A 16,984-nucleotide genomic window follows, 5' to 3' on the forward strand; every position below is an offset into this window, starting at 1 on the left:
CCGGCACGCTCTGCCCGGGCACGCCGGTAGCGAACAGCGGGCGGGAACGGAACCGGAACCGCTCAGTGGTGCTGGTGCTCGGTGCCGTGCAGCGGGAAACCGGCGATGCCCCGCCACGCCAGTGAGGTCACCAGCTGGACCGCCTGGTCGCGCGGAACGCTGCGGTCGCTGTGCAGCCAGGACCGGGCCACCACCTGGGCGAGGCCGCCGAGACCGGACGCGAGCAGCATCGACTCCGCGCGTGAGAGGCCGGTGTCCTCGGCGATCACGTCGCAGATCGCCTCCGCGCACTCGTTCGTCACCTTGTCGACGCGTTCGCGCACGGCCGGCTCGTTGGTCAGGTCCGACTCGAAGACCAGGCGGAACGCGCCGCCGTCGTCCTCGACGTACGCGAAGTACGCGTCCATGGTCGCCCGTACGCGCTGCTTGTTGTCGGTCGTCGACGCGAGCGCGCTGCGCACGGACTGGATGAGGGACTCGCAGTGCTGGTCCAGCAGGGCGAGATAGAGGTCGAGCTTGCCGGGGAAGTGCTGGTAGAGCACCGGCTTGCTGACCCCGGCGCGCTCGGCGATGTCGTCCATCGCGGCCGCGTGGTACCCCTGGGCCACGAAGACTTCCTGGGCGGCTCCCAGAAGCTGGTTCCTGCGGGCACGGCGCGGCAGGCGCGTACCTCGTGGGCGTGCCGCCTCTGTCTGCTCGATGGCTGTCACGCCGCCTCCCAAGATCGTCCACATGCGGTGTGCGCCGCGCGGCCATCGTACTTTTCGGTAACCGTGCTGTGCGCGGTGCGAGCGCAGAATTTCACGGACCGGACGGCTATGAAAACGACGCAGAAGGTTTGAAACAGGTGCACAGCGGGCAAGGATCGGCCTCGTTCCTGCTCGACGGCAAGCCGCACGGCGTCCGGTGGTGAGCCGGAGGTTTCAGCGGCGCCGGCTCACCGGTAGTCGTCCTCGTCGAGCGAGACGATCCGGGCCTGCTCCACGAGGTCCGCCTCGTTGGCCCGGTCGGGGTCGACGCGGGTCAGCGGCTCGTCGCGCTCGGGCGCGATGTCCGCCTGCTGTTCCGCGGCGTCGCCCTCGGGGGCCTCGACGCCGATCTCCTGGGCCTGTGCGGTCTCCTCGTCCTCGAACGTCTCCGGGTCGGTGGGGTCGACGGCCATGGTGGGCTCCCTTCCTACGAACGTCCCTGAAGCAGCAGGGGCCACACGCGGGTGCCCTCTTTACGAGCCTAGGAGACACCCGATCCGGACGCTATGCGATCCGCGTCCGGATCGTCACGCGGTGCGCACCCCTGACGCCGTCCGGCCGCGCGGCGGCGGGGCCGACGGCGGTGTAGTGGTCCGATCCGGCGGTGGTGCCGGTCCGGCGGTGTGGTTCGTGCCGGTCCGGCGGTCGTGCCGATCCGGTGGGATCGTGTGTGCGGATGTGTGGTCACCTCTGCGTATATCCGCGCGCACGCGTGGGATCACTCCTGCGCGGATGCGGTTCTGTGCGGATTCGGTGAGACCGCACGTGCCTGTGAGGGCGAACACATGAACCGTGGCGTGATCGTCTCGTAACATTGCCGCATGTCTTCGACCGAGATGCCGTACGTGCCGACCACCAACGTGCTCCCGAAGGTGGCGCCCGTGAGGGTCGCGGAGGGCGAGCGGCTCAGGTCGGTCCAACTGCCCGGCATCTCGCTGACCGTTCGCGCGCGGCCGCCCGTGCGCGAAGGGCTTCAGCCCGCGCTGTTCGTGCACGGTCTCGGCGGTTCCTCGCAGAACTGGTCGGCGCTGATGCAGCTGCTCGACGCGGACCTCGACTGCGAGGCCGTGGACCTCCCCGGCTTCGGCGACTCCCCGCCGCCGGACGACGGCGACTACTCGATCACCGGGCACGCGCGCGCGGTCATCCGCTACCTGGACGCCTCCGGCAGGGGCCCCGTCCACCTGTTCGGCAACTCGCTCGGCGGCGCGGTCGCCACGCGCGTGGCCGCCGTCCGGCCCGACCTCGTCCGGACGCTCACCCTGGTGTCGCCCGCGCTGCCGGAGTTGCGCGTGCAGCGCACGGCCGTGCCGACCGCGCTGCTGGCGGTGCCCGGCGTGGCCCGGCTTTTCACCCGGTACACGACCGGCTGGACGGCGGAGCAGCGGGTGCGGGGCGTGCTCGCGCTCTGCTACGGGGATCCGGGCCGGGTGACGCCGGACGGCTTCCGGCACGCGGTGGAGGAGATGGAACGGCGGCTGCAACTGCCGTACTTCTGGGACGCCATGGCCCGCTCCGCGCGCGGCATCGTCAACGCCTACACGCTGGGCGGTCAGCACGCGCTGTGGCGTCAGGCCGAGCGGGTGCTCGCCCCCACGCTCCTCATCTACGGCGGACGGGACCAGCTCATCGGCTTCCGCATGGCCCAGAAGGCGGCCCGCTCCTTCCGCGACTCCCGTCTGGTGACGCTCCCGGACGCGGGGCACGTGGCGATGATGGAGTACCCGGAGACGGTCGCCATGTCGTTCCGGCAGCTACTGGCGGACAGCGGGCGGAGGAAGGCGGCGGAGCCGCAGGGCGGGCGAGCGGAGACCGCGTCGAACCCGGGGGCGCGGGCGGAGACGGGCCCGCATCCGGCGGGTGGCGGGGCGTCTGCCGATAGGGTGTCCGCCAGTGGAGCCGATTCCGCGAGCGCGGGGAGCTGAGACGCGAGGTGGGACGCCATAGTCGCCGGGGCCCGGCACCGAAGGGTGAGGCCCCGGACAAGAAGGCCCGCAGTCGCGCACCCGGGCCCGCCGGGGGGCCCCAGACCCCAGTACCGACGAGCGCCGCGCCCGCTGACGACGCGGTGCCGCGTTCCGTCGAGGGGACGGCGGTCTTCGGGGCGCCGGGGCAAGGGCTTCCGGGCCTGGGGGTTCCGGGGCAGGGGGTTCCGGGGCGGGGAGTGCCGCGTCCGCCGGACGGCACGCCGGCGCACGGGCTGCCGCGGATGGGCGACGGCACGCCTGCTCATGGCTTCCCGCGGATGGCGGACGGCGCGCCCGCGCGTGGGGTGGCTCGGTTCCCCGATGGCACTCCGGCGCAGGGGGTGCCTCGGTTTCCTGACGGCACTCCCGCTCATGGGCTGCCTCGGTTCCCTGACGGCACGCCCGCGCACGGCATTCCGCAGGTCCGCGGTGGACACCCGGAGCAACGGGAACCCGGTGGCGGCTGGGGCGAGTTGCCCGGGCAGCGGCCCGTCCACGGGGCCCGAGGCGCCGGCGCCGCGTTCCCCCGGCAGCGGCAGGCCCCGCCCGGACGGGGCCCGAGGCAGGAGTACCTGGACGCCTTCGGCGAGGACGACGACACCGACGCCGACGACGTATTCACGCCCCGTACGCCCTCCGTAGGCGCCCCCCGCGCCACCGCCTCGTCCCCGTCCGACGCCGACCCCGACGACGCGCCGCCCACCGGGCCGCCCGCCGAGCCCGCCAGGGGCGGCAAGGGCCGCGCGTTCACCGGCATCGCCGCCGCGGCCGTCATCACCGTGCTCGGCGTGATCGTCGCCGGTCAGGTCGCGGACCGCCGTGACGACACCGACGTGGAGACGCAGTCGGCCACCGACCCGGCCAGGGACGCCCGCGACTCCGCCTCGCGCGGGGACGGGCGTCCGACGGCCCCCGCCGCGCCGAGCGCGACACCGCTGACGTACGAGCAGAAGATGGACCGTACGTACCCGCTCGACCCGTCCCTCAAGGGCTCGGGCAGGTTCGACGCGATTGCGGGCATCGACAAGGCGCCCGGCTCGGGGCAGAAGTACACCTACCGCGTGGACGTCGAGCAGGGCCTCGGCCTCGACGGCGAGCTCTTCGCCGAAGCCGTGCAGAAGACGCTGAACGACGACCGCAGCTGGGCGCACAACGGGGGCCGCACCTTCGAGCGGATCCACTCCGGCAGACCCGACTTCGTGATCACACTCGCGAGCCCGGGTACCACCGCCGAGTGGTGCGCCAAGTCCGGCCTGGACACCACCGTCGACAACGTCTCCTGCGACTCGGCCTCCACCGAGCGCGTGATGATCAACGCCTACCGCTGGGCCCAGGGCTCGAAGACCTACGGCGACAAGATCCACGCCTACCGCCAGATGCTGATCAACCACGAGATCGGCCACCGCCTCGGCTACTCCCACGTCACCTGCGACAAGCAGGGCGAACTGGCCCCGGTCATGCAGCAGCAGACGAAGTTCCTGGAGTACGACGGCATCCGCTGCAAGGCCAACCCCTGGCCCTATCCGCGCGGTTGAGTCCTCGACGCACACCGACGCACGCCGACGTGGCCATGTGCGGACGTCCGATCGCTTAGCGCGGCCTAACGCGCACCGCACGGGAAAGTCACGTCCGTTCACCCCTTTTGGTGGTGCGACGGACAACCGTCCATCGCGCCACCGGCCTGTCCGCTTACGTTTCGTTCCGCTGCGAGCCGCGGACAGGGGCGGCTCCCCCTACGGGAGATCGAGGTGGCACTCGTGCGGATCGGACTGCTTACGGAGGGTGGTTATCCGTACGTGAGCGGTGACGCCAGGCTCTGGTGCGACCGGCTCGTGCACGGGCTGGCGCAGCACGAGTTCGAGGTGTACGCGCTCAGCCGCAGCCGCCGTCAGGAGGAGGGCGGGCTGGTCCCGCTGCCGCCACAGGTCCGCCGGGTGCGTACGGCGCCGCTGTGGACGGCCGGCGAGGACCACGGCCGTGCGGGCTCCGGCGGCGCCGTCTCCGGCCTTCTCGGTCCCGGCCGTCTTGATTCTGGTCGTCTTGATGCTGGAGGACCTGATCCGGATCGCCTCGGCTTCGGTCGTCACGGCCGCCGCCTCGGCCGTCGTGCGCGCCGGCGGTTCGGGGAGTGGTACGGCGAACTGGCCGCCGTCCTCTGCGCCGGGGGGTCCGCAGAGGCCGCCTCCGACACCTCCGCCGTCTCCTCCGACGTAGAGGCGGACCGTTTCGGCAACGCTCTGTACGGCCTCGCCGAACTCGCCCGCGACGAGGCCGGACTGGCCGTCGCCCTCCGCTCCGAGACCGCCGTACGCGCCCTGGAGCGCGCCTGCCGGGCCCCCGGCGCGTCCGCCCCGGCGCACGCCGCGCGCGTGCCCGACCTGCTCGCCGTCGCCGCCCACCTGGAACGCGCCCTGCGCCCCCTGTCCCTCGACTGGTACGAGGACGACGGGCTCGGCTCGGCCGACCTCTGCCACGCCGCGTCCGGCGGTGTCGCCGCGCTGCCGGGCCTGCTCGCCCAGCACTTCTCGGGCGTTCCGCTGCTCGTCACCGAGTACGGCGTGCACCTGCGCGCCCACTACCTCGCGGGCCCGGCGTCCGGGCCCGCCGCGCCGCCTGCCGCGTCCCCTGTCCGCGCCCTGCTGGCCGCCTTCCACGGCCGCCTCGCCGCGGAGACCTACCGCCGGGCCGCGCTCATCACCCCCGGCAACGCGCACGCCCGCCGCTGGCAGGAACGCTGCGGCGCCGACCGCTCGAAGCTGCGCACCGTCCACCCGGGCATGGACGCGACCCCGTTCGCCGAGGTGGGCGAGTCGCCCGAGCGCGGGGCGCCGGACACGCTGGTCTGGGTGGGCCGCGTCGAGCCGGCCAAGGACCTGATCTCCCTCCTGCACGCCTTCGCGGAGATCCGCCGGACTGCGCCGAGGACCCGGCTGCGGATCGTCGGCTCCCCGTCGGGCCCCGACGGGCCGGCCTATCTGGCGCACTGCCGCGCCCTGGCCGCACAGCTGTTCCCCGACGAGGCGGACGGCCCGCACTCGGTCGGCGACAACCCCGTCCGCTTCACCGAGATCGGCGACCCGGAGACACCGACCCTCGCCGAGGCCTACGCCTCCGGTGCCGTCGTCGTCCTGTCCAGCGTCGTGGAGGGCTTCCCGGCCGGCCTGGTCGAGGCCATGTTCTGCGGGCGCGCCACGGTGTCCACGGACGTCGGCGCGGTCGTGGAGGTCATCGGCGGAACGGGGCTCGTCGTGCCGCCGCGCAACCCGCGGGCGCTCGCCGAGGCGTGCGCGGCGCTGCTGCGCGACCCGGAGCGCCGCGCACGTCTGGGCGCCGCGGCGCGCGCCCGCGCCCTGGAACTGTTCACCGTCGAGCAGAACGTCGACGCGTTCCAGAGCATCTACCTGGAGATCGTCTCGCGCTGCCCGGTTCACCGCGTCGTCCTCGACGCGACCGGCGAGCCCCTGCCGTTCGCCGTCCCCGCCGAGGCGTACGTCCCCGGTCGCTGGACCGGCTCGGCGGCACGGCCCGACGCGGACGGCGGCCCGGTCCGATCCGGGAGGCCGCCGGTGCGGGCCACGACGGCCGGATGGGCCGTGGGAGGCGCACGATGACCGGAACGGAGAAGCTGGACCGCCCCGGCAGCCGTCCCACGGCCCCGCGCGGCGCCGCGGATCCCGTGAAGGCGCTGATGCACCGTCACCGCGACCTGTGCGCACGGGCCGTGGACGCCCTGGAGATCGCGGCCGGCCTGGAGGCGCACGGCGTCACCGACCGCGCTGCCGGCCGGTACCGCCACCGTGACGTCTTCTCCCTCGCCGAGGAGATGTACGCCCGCGTCCCCCGCGACGCCGGCACCTCCCGGCGTCCCGCACCTCCCTCCCCCGCCGTGCCTCCCCTGTCCGCCGCCCGCCGTCACGCCGGCTGGATCCTCCGCACCCTCCTCCCCGGCGCCCTCTGCGCCGCCGTCCTCGCCGCCCTTCCACTCGCCCACGGCCGAACGCGCCTCCTCGTCGCCGTCACGGGTCTGCCGGCCGTGGCCCTCGCCCTGCGCGCGGCCCTCTCCCGCGGCCCGCTGAGCCCACGGACGCCGAGGACGGGCCCACCCACGCCCCGCCGCACCCTGCCCGCGGCCTGCTGGCTCGTCGCCTACGCCGTCCTGGGCGACGGACTCCTGCACTGCGCCGTCACCGGAGGTCCCGACGGCCTCCCCGGCACGGCCCCGGACGCCCCGTGGCCCCTCGACACCGCCCCCCTCCTCACACTCACCCTGGCCGTGGCCCCCGCCGCCTGGTGCGCCCACCTCTTCACCGCCGGCGCCCGGCGCAGACTCGCCGACAGCAGAGCCCTCGCGGAGTTCGCCACCTCCGTACGCCCCCTGCTCCTCGGCACGTGCACGCTCTTCCTGGCCGCCCTCGCCGGACTCGCCGCACTCACCGCGACCGCACTCGACGAGCAGCCCGCCCACGCCGAGGTCCTCACCCTGGGCGGGCTGCTCCTGCTGGCCCGCCTCCTCACCGTCCAGGGCTTCACCCACGCACCCGGCGTCGTCCTCACCGCGGCGGCCGGCGCCCAGGCCGTCGCCCTCGCCTCGGTCTTCGCCGCCCGCCTCCCGCACTGCGACGCCCTCGCCACCCCCGTCCAAACCCTCCTGGACGCCTGGGGCCCGGGCGGCGTACAGGTCCTCGCCTGCGGTGCGGCGGCGCTGACCCTCCTGGTCCACGCGAACCGCACCCTCACCCGCGCCTCGGCCCACGCCCCGCCGGAGCGCCCATGGTGAACGCGCCCTCCTCACCTCCCCGCCTGCCACCCCCCACCACGGACCACCCCCGCCGCAGGCACCCGACGGCCCGTCCGCCGGAAGCATTCGCACCACCCCCGCCGAAGGAGAACACGAGATGACCACCTCCCGACCCGCCGCCTCGGCCGCCCCGGGAGCCGCCCGATGAGAGTCCTGCTGATCGGAGCCAACGGCTACCTCGGCCGCTTCGTCGCCGACCGCCTGCTCGCCGACCCGGCCGTCCAGCTCACCGCGCTCGGCCGCGGCGACGACGCCGACGTCCGTTTCGACCTCGCGTCCGGCAGCCCCGGCGCCCTCACCCGCTTCCTCGACGCGGTCCACCCCGGCGTCGTCATCAACTGCGCCGGCGCCACCCGCGGCGGGGCCCGCGAGCTCACCCGGCACAACACCGTCGCCGTCGCCACCGTCTGCGAGGCACTGCGCCGCAGCGGCTGCGGAGCCCGCCTCGTCCAGCTCGGCTGCGCCGCCGAGTACGGGCCCAGCCAGCCGGGATCGTCCACGGCCGAGGACGCCGTCCCCCGTCCCGGCGGCCCCTACGGCGTCAGCAAGCTCGCCGCCACCGAACTCGTCCTCGGCTCCGGCCTGGACGCGGTCGTGCTCCGCGTCTTCTCACCGGCCGGCCCCGGCACCCCTGCGGGCTCCCCGCTCGGCCGCCTCGCCGAGGCCATGCGGCGCGCCCTGCAGACCGGCGACGGCGAACTCAAACTCGCCGGTCTCGGAGCCCAGCGCGACTTCGTCGACGTCCGGGACGTGGCCCGCGCCGTGCACGCGGCCTCGCTCTCCGCCGCGCAGGGCGTCATCAACATCGGCTCCGGCCGCGCGGTGCGGCTCCGCGAGGCCGCCGCGATCCTCGCCCGCGTCGCGGGTTACGGCGGCGCCCTGCACGAACTCGACGCCCCGCCGGGCCTGCGCCCCACCATCGGTCACCCCCGTCCCGAACCGCTCGCCCACGCCCTGGGCCAGCGCGATCCCGACCAGCCGGCCCACCTCGCCCACGGCCCCAACGGAGGCCCCCCGGCGCACGCGGCCCACGTCTCCCCGGCCGCCTACCCGTACCCGGACGGCTGCGGCAGCTGGCAGCAGGCCGACATCCGCACCGCCCGCGACCGGCTCGGCTGGCGTCCCCGGATCAACCTGGAGGAGTCCCTCGCCGACATCTGGATGGAGGCGGCATGCCGCATCTGACCAGCCCCGCAGCGACGGCGGCGAGCACGGCGCTAGGCTCCGCCCTGGGCATCCCCGGCTATGCGCATCCCCTGGTGGCACCGACCGAATGGGGCGAGCTCACCCGACCCGGCCTGCCCCTGCACTGGGTCGTCCTGAACGTCGCCGACGGCCCCGGCGCCCGGCCCGACCCGCACTGCCTGGAAGCGGCCGGGCGGCTGCGCAACGCGGGCGTCCGCGTCCTCGGCCACCTGGACGCGGCGTACGGCGCCCGGGTCTTCAGCGAGGTGATCTCCGACGCGCACCGCTATCTCGACTGGTACCGCGTCGACGGCTTCTTCCTGGACCGCTGCCCCGCCGAACGCGCGGTCCTCCCGGACATCCGCCGCGCCACCACCGCGCTGCGCGCGCTGCGTGACGATCCCCACATCGTCCTCGGCCACGGTGTCCACCCCGACCCGGGGTACGCCGACTGCGCCGACCAGCTCGTCACCTTCTCCGGGCCCTGGAGCGACTACCGCTGGTCGCAGGCGGCGGAGTGGACCGCGGACCATCCGCCCGAGCGTTTCTGCCACTTCGTCCACGGCGTGCCCCGGGGACACCTGGAGGAGGCGCTGCGGATCGCCCGCTGGCAGGGCGCGGCGACGATCTACTTCACCGACCGTACGGACGGCCGCGGCCGGGCTCTCCCACGGGCCGGCCCGGCCGCGGCCGGGCCGGCCCGTGGGAGACCATGCCCGGCTACTGGGACGAAATCGTCTCGCGTATCGGACCTGGTGTCTCGGAATGAAAAAGGCCGTGGCAGTGTTACGGACTGAACAACGTCCCCCACTCCCGACCTCGGTCGGGCGGGGGGACCCTCATTGATTAACCGACCAACGGAGTCCCCGTGTCGCTGCCACCCCTGGTCGAGCCGGCTGACGAGCTCACCGTAGACGAGGTTCGCAGGTACTCCCGCCACCTGATCATCCCCGATGTGGGGATGGACGGGCAGAAGCGGCTCAAGAACGCCAAGGTGCTCTGCGTCGGTGCCGGCGGCCTGGGCTCGCCGGCCCTGATGTACCTCGCCGCGGCAGGCGTGGGCACGCTGGGCATCGTGGAGTTCGACGAGGTCGACGAGTCGAACCTGCAGCGCCAGATCATCCACAGCCAGTCCGACATCGGCCGCTCCAAGGCCGAGTCGGCCCGCGACAGCGTGCTCGGCATCAACCCGTACGTCAACGTCGTCCTGCACGAAGAGCGGCTCGAGGCCGACAACGTGATGGACATCTTCAGCCAGTACGACCTGATCGTCGACGGTACGGACAACTTCGCGACCCGCTACCTGGTCAACGACGCGTGCGTGCTGCTGAACAAGCCGTACGTGTGGGGTTCGATCTACCGCTTCGACGGCCAGGCCTCGGTGTTCTGGTCCGAGCACGGCCCCTGCTACCGCTGCCTCTACCCGGAGCCCCCGCCCCCCGGCATGGTCCCCTCCTGCGCCGAGGGCGGCGTGCTGGGCGTGCTGTGCGCGTCGATCGGCTCCATCCAGGTCACCGAGGCCATCAAGCTGCTCGCCGGCGTCGGCGAGCCGCTCGTCGGCCGTCTGATGATCTACGACGCCCTGGAGATGCAGTACCGCCAGGTCAAGGTCCGCAAGGACCCCGACTGCGCGGTCTGCGGCGAGAACCCGACCGTCACCGAGCTCATCGACTACGAGGCCTTCTGCGGCGTCGTCTCCGAGGAGGCCCAGGCGGCGGCCGCCGACTCGACGATCACTCCCAAGCAGCTCAAGGAGTGGATCGACGACGGCGAGAACATCGAGATCATCGACGTCCGCGAGACGAACGAGTACGAGATCGTCTCCATTCCGGGCGCCCGGCTGATCCCGAAGAACGAGTTCCTCATGGGCACGGCGCTGGAGACCCTCCCGCAGGACAAGAAGATCGTCCTGCACTGCAAGACGGGTGTCCGCAGTGCGGAAGTCCTCGCGGTCCTCAAGTCCGCCGGCTTCGCCGACGCGGTTCACGTGGGCGGCGGCGTGATCGGCTGGGTCAACCAGATCGAGCCGCACAAGCCGGTGTACTGAACCACGGCCCACCGTGCTCTCCGTCCGGCGGTGGCTGCGCGCGCCAGGTGTGCGGGCAGCCACCGCCGGCGTCATGAGCAGACCTTGCCGTCCTTGGGCACCGAGCCGTCCAGGACGTAGGCGTTCACCGTGGAGTCGACGCAGTCGCTGCCGCTCCGGTAGGCGCCGTGGCCCTCGCCCTTCCAGGTGAGCACCACACCGACTCCCTCGCCCAGCTCGTCCGCCATCCTGCGGGCGCCCTCGTAGGGCGTCGCCGGGTCGCCGGTGTTGCCCACGACGAGGATCGGCGGGGCGCCCGGGGCGCTCACCTCCGGGGTGTCGAACTGCCCGGGCACCGGCCACTCGTGGCACCAGCCCGCCGTGTCCCAGCCCAGGAACCGCCCGAACACGGGCGAGAGCTTCTCGAACTCCGGCAGCCGCTTCTTCGCCTCCTCCGGGGTCGGCCGCTGCCTGTCGTCCAGGCACGATATGACGCGTTGGGAGTGGGTCCCCGTGCCGTAGCGCCCCGAGGCGTCACGGTCGTTGTAGCTGTCGGCGAGTGCCAGGAGACCGGAGCCGTCGCCCCGTTCGGCCTCCTTCAGGGCGCTGGTCAGGACCGGCCAGCCGGACTTGCTGTAGAGCGGCACGACGACGCCCAGCACCGCGAGGGTCTGGGTCAGTTTCCGCCCGGAGGACGTCGGCAGCGGCCGGGCGTCGATCTCCTCCAGCATGTCCGCGATCTTCCGGGTGCCCTCCGCCGGGTCCTGGCCCGTCGCCTCCAGGTAGTCGTCGAGGGCGCGCTGGAAGCCCAGGGCCTGGTTCTTGGCGTGGCCGATCGTGTCGGCGCTCGGGTCGACGACGGCGTCGAGCACCATCCGGCCCACGTTCCGAGGGAACAGGTGAGCGTAGACGCCGCCGAGCTCCGTGCCGTAGGAGATGCCGAAGTAGTGCATCTTCGCGTCGCCGAGGACGTGGCGCATCAGGTCCATGTCGCGGGCGGTGTCGGTGGTCGACACATGCGACAGCAGCTTCCCTGCGTCCCGCAGGCAGCCCTGGCCGAAGCGGGCGGCGTCCGCGAAGAACGCCGTCTCCTCGGCGGGGGTGTCGGGGGTGACGTCCACCGCCTCGGCGGCCTGGATCCGCTTGTCGTCGCGGCAGCGGACGCCTTCGCTGGCGCCGACTCCGCGCGGGTCCCAGCTGACCAGGTCGTAGCGGTCGCGCAGCTTCTCGTAGTCCGGGCCGAACGCGGGCAGCCCCGACAGGCCCGAGCCGCCGGGGCCGCCGAAGTTGAACAGCAGGGAGCCGATGCGGTCGTCGCCCTCGGCCGTCGCGCGGATCAGGGCGAGGTCGATGGTCTCGCCGTCGGGCTTCGCCCAGTCCAGTGGCGCCTTCAGCGTCGCGCACCGCCAGTCGTCGCCCGGAGCGGAGCCGCCGTCGCCGCCCTCGCAGCGGCCCCAGTCGAGTTGCTGGGAGGTGAGCGAGGCGGGCAGAGGGCGACCGGACTTTGAGGTGGGCGTCCCCGTGGGACCAGGGGAGGACGGGCGGTTCTCCTCCCGTCCGCCGTCCGACGAACCGAGGCCGCAGCCCGACGCCAGCAACGCGGCGGCGGCGCTCAGCGCCGTCCACCGTGCGAAACGCACCATGGATCCATCCCCCCTCGCAAGCCGTTCGCAGTCGGTCGCGAACAGCGGTGATGCCATCGTATGCGGCGCGAGCAGAACCCGCCGAAGCTTGTGGATAACCTTGTGACCTGCGGTTTCCGGCAAGGGCAGGGTGGGTTCAGGAGCAGATGGTGCCGGGGTTCGGCAACTTTCCGTCGAGGAGGTAGCCGTTGACGGCGTCCTGCACGCACGTGCTCCCGCTGTCGTACGCCCCGTGCCCCTGACCCCGGTACGTCAGCTCCCGGCCGACGCCCTCGCCCAGCGCCCGCGCCATCCGACGGGCGCCCTCGTAGGGAGTGGCCGGGTCGCCGGTGTTGCCCACCACGAGGATCGGCGCCGAGCCGGGCGCGCTCACGTCGGGACGGTCCGCCTCGCCCGGCGTCGCCCAGCCGGTGCACCCGACCAGGCCCCAGGCCAGGTAGTCGCCGAACAGGGGTGACGCCTTTCGGAACTCGGGCAGCCTGCGCTCGACGTGCTCGACGGAGTAACGGGGCCTGTCGTCGGCGCAGTTGATGGAGACGTTCGCAGCGGTGAGGTTGCTGTACCGGCCGTTGGGGCTGCGCCCGTTCAACGAGTCCGAGAGCAGCAGCAGCGTCCTGCCGTCGCCGTCGTAGGCCTGGTCGAGGCCTTCGGTGAGGTACTCCCAGAAGTCCCGGGAGTACAGGGCCTGCGCGATGCCGCCGGTCGCGGCGCTCTGGGTCAGCTCACGCGGGAAGACCCCGGGGATCGGCTCGGCGTCGAGCTTCTCGAGCAGTGCGGCCATGCGGTCCTTGACGTCCTGGGCGCTGTCGCCGATCGGGCACTGCGGCTGTCGCGACGCGCAGTCCTCGGCGAAGTTGTCCAGCGCCCTCTGGAAGCCCTTCGCCTGGCCGAGCGAGCCCTGTTCTGGGGTCTGCGTCGGGTCGACGACCGCGTCGAACACGGCCCGGCCCACGTTCCGCGGGAACAGGTGGGCGTAGACGCCGCCGAGTTCGGTGCCGTAGGAGAGACCGAAGTAGTGCAGTTTGTCGTCGCCGAGCACCTGGCGCACGAGGTCCAGGTCGCGGGCCGCGTCGGTGGTGCGTACGTGCGGCAGGATCCGCCCGGAGTTCTTCTCGCAGGCCGCGTTGAACCTCTCGGCGTCCTCCAGCAGCTCGGCCCGCTCGGCGGCGTCGTCGGGGGTGGCGTCCTGCTGGAAGTAGGCGTCGAGCTGCTGGTCGTTCAGGCAGCGCACGCCGGCGCTGCGGCCGACGCCGCGCGGGTCGAAGGCGACCAGGTCGTAGCGGGTGCGCAGTTTCTCGTAGTCCGTGCCGAAGGCGGGCAGCGTGCTCACGCCCGAGCCGCCGGGACCGCCGAAGTTGAAGACGAGCGAGCCGATGCGGCTGTCCGCGTCGCCCCTGGCCCGCGCGCGGATCAGCGCGAGATCAATGGTGTCGCCCTTGGGGTCGTCCCAGTCCAGGGGCGCCTTCATGGTGGCGCAGCGCCAGTCGTCGCCGCCCGGCAGGGGAGAGGGTTCGTTGCCGCCGCCCTGGGCCGCGGAAGGGGCGGGGCAGTCCTCCCAGCTCAGTTTCTGCGCCGTGAGGTCCTCGTCCTCGGTGGTGTCGTCGACGCCGTAGGCCGCCAGGGCGGAGGACAGCAGCAGGACGGCGGCGGTCAGGGCGGCGGCGCGCAGCCGGGACGGGTTCGGCATGCACTCATCCTGCGGTCGCGCCCGTCCGGCCGCTCGGGGCACGGGCCGTACGAGGTACGCCGCGCGGACGGTGACCGGCACGCGCGCGTACCGGCCGCCTACAGGGCTCCCTTGCGGGTGAGGTGGTTGAAGGCCAGCCAGCCGGGCAGCACCGGCAGCCACAGCGTCAGCAGCCGGAACAGCAGCACGGCCGGAGCGGCGACCTCGCTGGGCAGGCCGACGGCGATCAGACCGACCGTCAGGGTGGCCTCGACGGCGCCCACGCCGCCGGGCGTCGGGGCGGCCGAGCCGAGGGCGTTGCCGGCCAGGAAGACCACGGCGACGCTGGCGAGGCTGATCGACGTCGTCTCGTCGCCGAAGGCGCGGATCGAGGCGTCCAGGCACATCACGAAGCAGGCGGTCAGCAGCAGCATGCCGCCGATGCCGGTGACCAGCTTCTGCGGCCGTTGCAGCACGTCCAGCATGCGCGGCACGACCCCGGCGAACAGCGACCGCACGCGCGTGACGACGAACTTGCGCAGGAACGGCACCGAGGTCACCACCAGCATCAGCACCGCCACCGTCAGCAGACCGGCGATGACCGTCCGGGACGGCGACAGCGACGGCGTCTTCTCGGTGCCGGTGAGGTAGCCGAAGGACAGCAGCATCAGGATGTGGCAGCCCAGGCCGAACAACTGCGACGCGCCCACACTGGCCACCGCGAGCCCCGGACGGACCCCGGCCCGCTGGAGGAACCGTGTGTTGAGGGCCACGCCGCCCACCGCAGCCGGCGCCACGATCTTCACGAAGGATCCGGCGACCTGAGCCGCCACGGTCCTCGGGAACGGCACCCGCTCGGGCACGAAGCCCAGCAGGCTCATCGCGGCGGCGACATAGCTCAGCGCCGAGAACAGCGCCGCCGCGACGACCCAGCCCCACTCGGCGTTGGCGATCAGGGGGCCGAACTCGATGTGCGTGAGCTGGGTCAGCAGGAAGTAGGCGCCAATGGCGCCGGCGATGAAGCTGATCAGTGTGCGCGGCCGGACACGCTCCAGGCGGGCCGGCTCGACCGGGGCCTGCGGTCGGATGAGCAGCACCTGGTGGCGGATCTGGGTCAGCAGATCGTCCTCGCGCGCCTCGTCCAGGGCCTCGTCCAGCGCCCGCTTCTCGGCCCTGGCCTGCGCGCGTACGGCCTTCTTGTCGGGCTTGTCGAGGACCACCGCCGTGCTGCCGCCGTCCCCGGCCGCCTCCGCGCGGGCCAGCTTCGCCTGCCGGGACGCCTCCAGGACCGCCTCGCGCTCGCGGTCGGCCCGCTCGCGGGCCAGCCGCCGCAGGGTCGCGCGCGTGCTGCGCGTGAGCGCGATCGGCTGGAGCATCGGCAGACAGTTCGCGACGGCGTCCGGGCCCAGCACCTCCACCGCGCAGGCCACCGCGCGCTCCGCGCCCACCCGCAGCGCGAGCGTCGTCATCAGCTGGGCGACGTCCATGCGCAGCAGCAGATCGCCGGCCGCGATCTCGCCGCCGCGCAGATCGGTGAGGATCACCGTGCCGGAACGATCCACCAGGATCGCGTCGCCGGCCAGCCTGCGGTGCGCGATCCGTCGGGACTGCAGGGCGCGCACCTGGTGCCAGGTGCTGCGCAGCAGCTCGTCGGTGATCTCGTCGTCGTCCAGCGAGTCGAGGGTGCGTCCGCCGGTGTGCTCGTAGACGAGCATCACGGCGTCGGGGCCGAGCTCGGAGGTCGCGATCAGCTTGGGCGCGTTGGCGCCGGCCGCGATGGCCGCGTACGCCAACAGCGCCTCCTGCTCCAGGGCCTGGCGCAGCGACTGGAGGCTGCGGCGGGTGGCGAAGCCGCGCAGCGTCAGATTGCGCCACACCCGGTAGAAGAAACCCTGCGCCTGCTGCTCGCGGTCGACCACCGTCACGTCCAGCGGTGGGCCGTCCTCCAGGGTGACGAAGTAGCGCCGGCCCCGGTCGCCGCCGTCCGCCGCGTCCGGGGTCTCCTCGCGGGCGGCGCTCACGGGGCGGAAACCGACCGTTCTCAGGCCCGCCATGAGGGTGCGGCCGGTGGGGCGGACGTTGGGCGAGCCGACCGCGTACAGGGTGCCGTAGGCGACGGTCCAGCCGATCAGCACCGTCAGGATGATCGAGAAGGGCGTGGTGTAGCCGGTCACCAGCATCGAGAAGGCGTCCAGCAGCAGCACGATCCACAGGACCGCCCGCCAGCGTGGTCTGCGGGACATGCCGACGGCCGTCATGTACGCGATGACGGGGGCGAGATAGCCGTGGACCGGGTCGGTGAGGGCGTTGATCTCGCCGGGGGAGGGCTGGGTCAGCGCCTCCTGGATGGAGTCGGGCGCCGCCCTGGCGACCCACAGATCGGTGGCGAGCGTCACGCCGTGCGCGAGGACCGCCGCGAGCACGCCGTCGGCGATGCGCAGCCCGTCGCGCTTGATCAGCCGCTCGATCGCGAACGCGACCGGCACCAGCAGGATGGCGATGCTGGACGCGAGCCCGGCGATCTTGATGAGCAGGTCGGGAGCCTGCCCGGTGCCCTTGGTGATGTCCTGTTCGAGGCCCGAGGTGGTGCCGTGCGCGAACGCGGCGATCGCCAGCAGCACGGCGACGGCGAGCACGCCCACCAGGAGCCGCATCAGATCGGAGGGACGGTGCACGCGCGCGGGGAGCAGCGGTTCGTCGCCCTCGACCTCGTCGGCTCTCGTCACCGGTGTGTCGTCCCCTTCGGCGGCGTCCGGGCGCGACGAGGCGGCAGAGGCGCCCTCCGCGTCCTCGGGGTGCACGCCCTGCTGCTTCATCGTCTCTTCTTGGTCTCGTATCACCGGTCACCGCCCGCACGATGGTGGCATGCCCCACCGGCACCCGGGGGCGGCAGGGTGCGAACGCGGGGGCGCACAGTCTGCCGGAAGCGCCTCCCGGTGGCGAGGGCGTC

General features: G+C 73.1%; 11 protein-coding genes and 1 pseudogene. 7 read left to right on the top strand and 5 right to left on the bottom strand.

The window, feature by feature from the left end; translation table 11 throughout:
- Positions 1–62 precede the first annotated feature (62 nt).
- Positions 63–710 (bottom strand): TetR/AcrR family transcriptional regulator, encoded by a 648-nt coding sequence (locus tag ACZ6KF_RS09175; protein ID WP_469237849.1) that lies wholly within the window; start codon positions 708–710, stop codon positions 63–65.
- A gap of 227 nt (positions 711–937) precedes the next feature.
- On the bottom strand, positions 938–1,162 hold the full coding sequence (locus ACZ6KF_RS09180) for a hypothetical protein (RefSeq protein WP_356626438.1): 225 nt from the start codon (positions 1,160–1,162) through the stop codon (positions 938–940).
- A 408-nt stretch (positions 1,163–1,570) separates the two neighbouring features.
- Between ACZ6KF_RS09180 and ACZ6KF_RS09185 the strand changes: the two genes are divergently transcribed.
- The 7 genes and pseudogenes from ACZ6KF_RS09185 (at position 1,571) to moeZ (ending at position 10,746) form a co-directional block, all read left to right on the top strand.
- Positions 1,571–2,674: an alpha/beta fold hydrolase gene (locus ACZ6KF_RS09185; protein WP_469176015.1), complete on the top strand. Its 1,104-nt coding sequence runs from the start codon at positions 1,571–1,573 to the stop codon at positions 2,672–2,674.
- Positions 2,675–2,682: 8 nt separating this feature from the next.
- On the top strand, positions 2,683–4,251 hold the full coding sequence (locus ACZ6KF_RS09190; protein WP_469237851.1) for a DUF3152 domain-containing protein: 1,569 nt from the start codon (positions 2,683–2,685) through the stop codon (positions 4,249–4,251).
- Between the two features lie 222 nt (positions 4,252–4,473).
- A complete protein-coding gene (locus ACZ6KF_RS09195) occupies positions 4,474–6,327 on the top strand; it encodes a DUF3492 domain-containing protein (protein WP_469237896.1) in 1,854 nt (617 codons plus the stop codon).
- Positions 6,324–7,493, top strand: a complete 1,170-nt coding sequence (locus ACZ6KF_RS09200; RefSeq protein WP_469237853.1) for a hypothetical protein — start codon at positions 6,324–6,326, stop codon at positions 7,491–7,493. The genes ACZ6KF_RS09195 and ACZ6KF_RS09200 overlap by 4 nt, the downstream gene beginning before the upstream one ends.
- Before the next feature lie 165 nt (positions 7,494–7,658).
- Complete coding sequence (locus tag ACZ6KF_RS09205) at positions 7,659–8,699, top strand: NAD-dependent epimerase/dehydratase (RefSeq protein WP_356626444.1); 1,041 nt, start codon at positions 7,659–7,661, stop codon at positions 8,697–8,699.
- Positions 8,687–9,468 (top strand): annotated as a pseudogene (locus ACZ6KF_RS09210) (spherulation-specific family 4 protein). The gene ACZ6KF_RS09205 and the pseudogene ACZ6KF_RS09210 overlap by 13 nt, the downstream one beginning before the upstream one ends.
- A gap of 99 nt (positions 9,469–9,567) precedes the next feature.
- Entirely contained in the window at positions 9,568–10,746 is a 1,179-nt protein-coding gene (gene moeZ, locus ACZ6KF_RS09215) for an adenylyltransferase/sulfurtransferase MoeZ (protein ID WP_356626448.1), read from the top strand.
- 71 nt (positions 10,747–10,817) lie between these two features.
- Here moeZ and ACZ6KF_RS09220 read toward each other — a convergent pair whose 3' ends face one another.
- The 3 genes from ACZ6KF_RS09220 to ACZ6KF_RS09230 all read right to left on the bottom strand — a co-directional run bounded on the left by ACZ6KF_RS09220 (position 10,818) and on the right by ACZ6KF_RS09230 (position 16,850).
- Positions 10,818–12,368, bottom strand: coding sequence for an alpha/beta hydrolase (locus ACZ6KF_RS09220; RefSeq protein ID WP_356626449.1), 1,551 nt, complete (start codon positions 12,366–12,368; stop codon positions 10,818–10,820).
- Positions 12,369–12,504: 136 nt separating this feature from the next.
- Positions 12,505–14,055, bottom strand: coding sequence for an alpha/beta fold hydrolase (locus ACZ6KF_RS09225; RefSeq protein ID WP_469237855.1), 1,551 nt, complete (start codon positions 14,053–14,055; stop codon positions 12,505–12,507).
- Positions 14,056–14,153: 98 nt separating this feature from the next.
- The gene (locus tag ACZ6KF_RS09230) at positions 14,154–16,850 is read right to left on the bottom strand and encodes a lysylphosphatidylglycerol synthase transmembrane domain-containing protein (protein ID WP_356626453.1); all 2,697 of its coding nucleotides are present in this window, start codon (positions 16,848–16,850) and stop codon (positions 14,154–14,156) included.
- Positions 16,851–16,984 lie beyond the last annotated feature (134 nt).

It is taken from the genome of Streptomyces sp. NPDC046379, assembly GCF_055587785.1.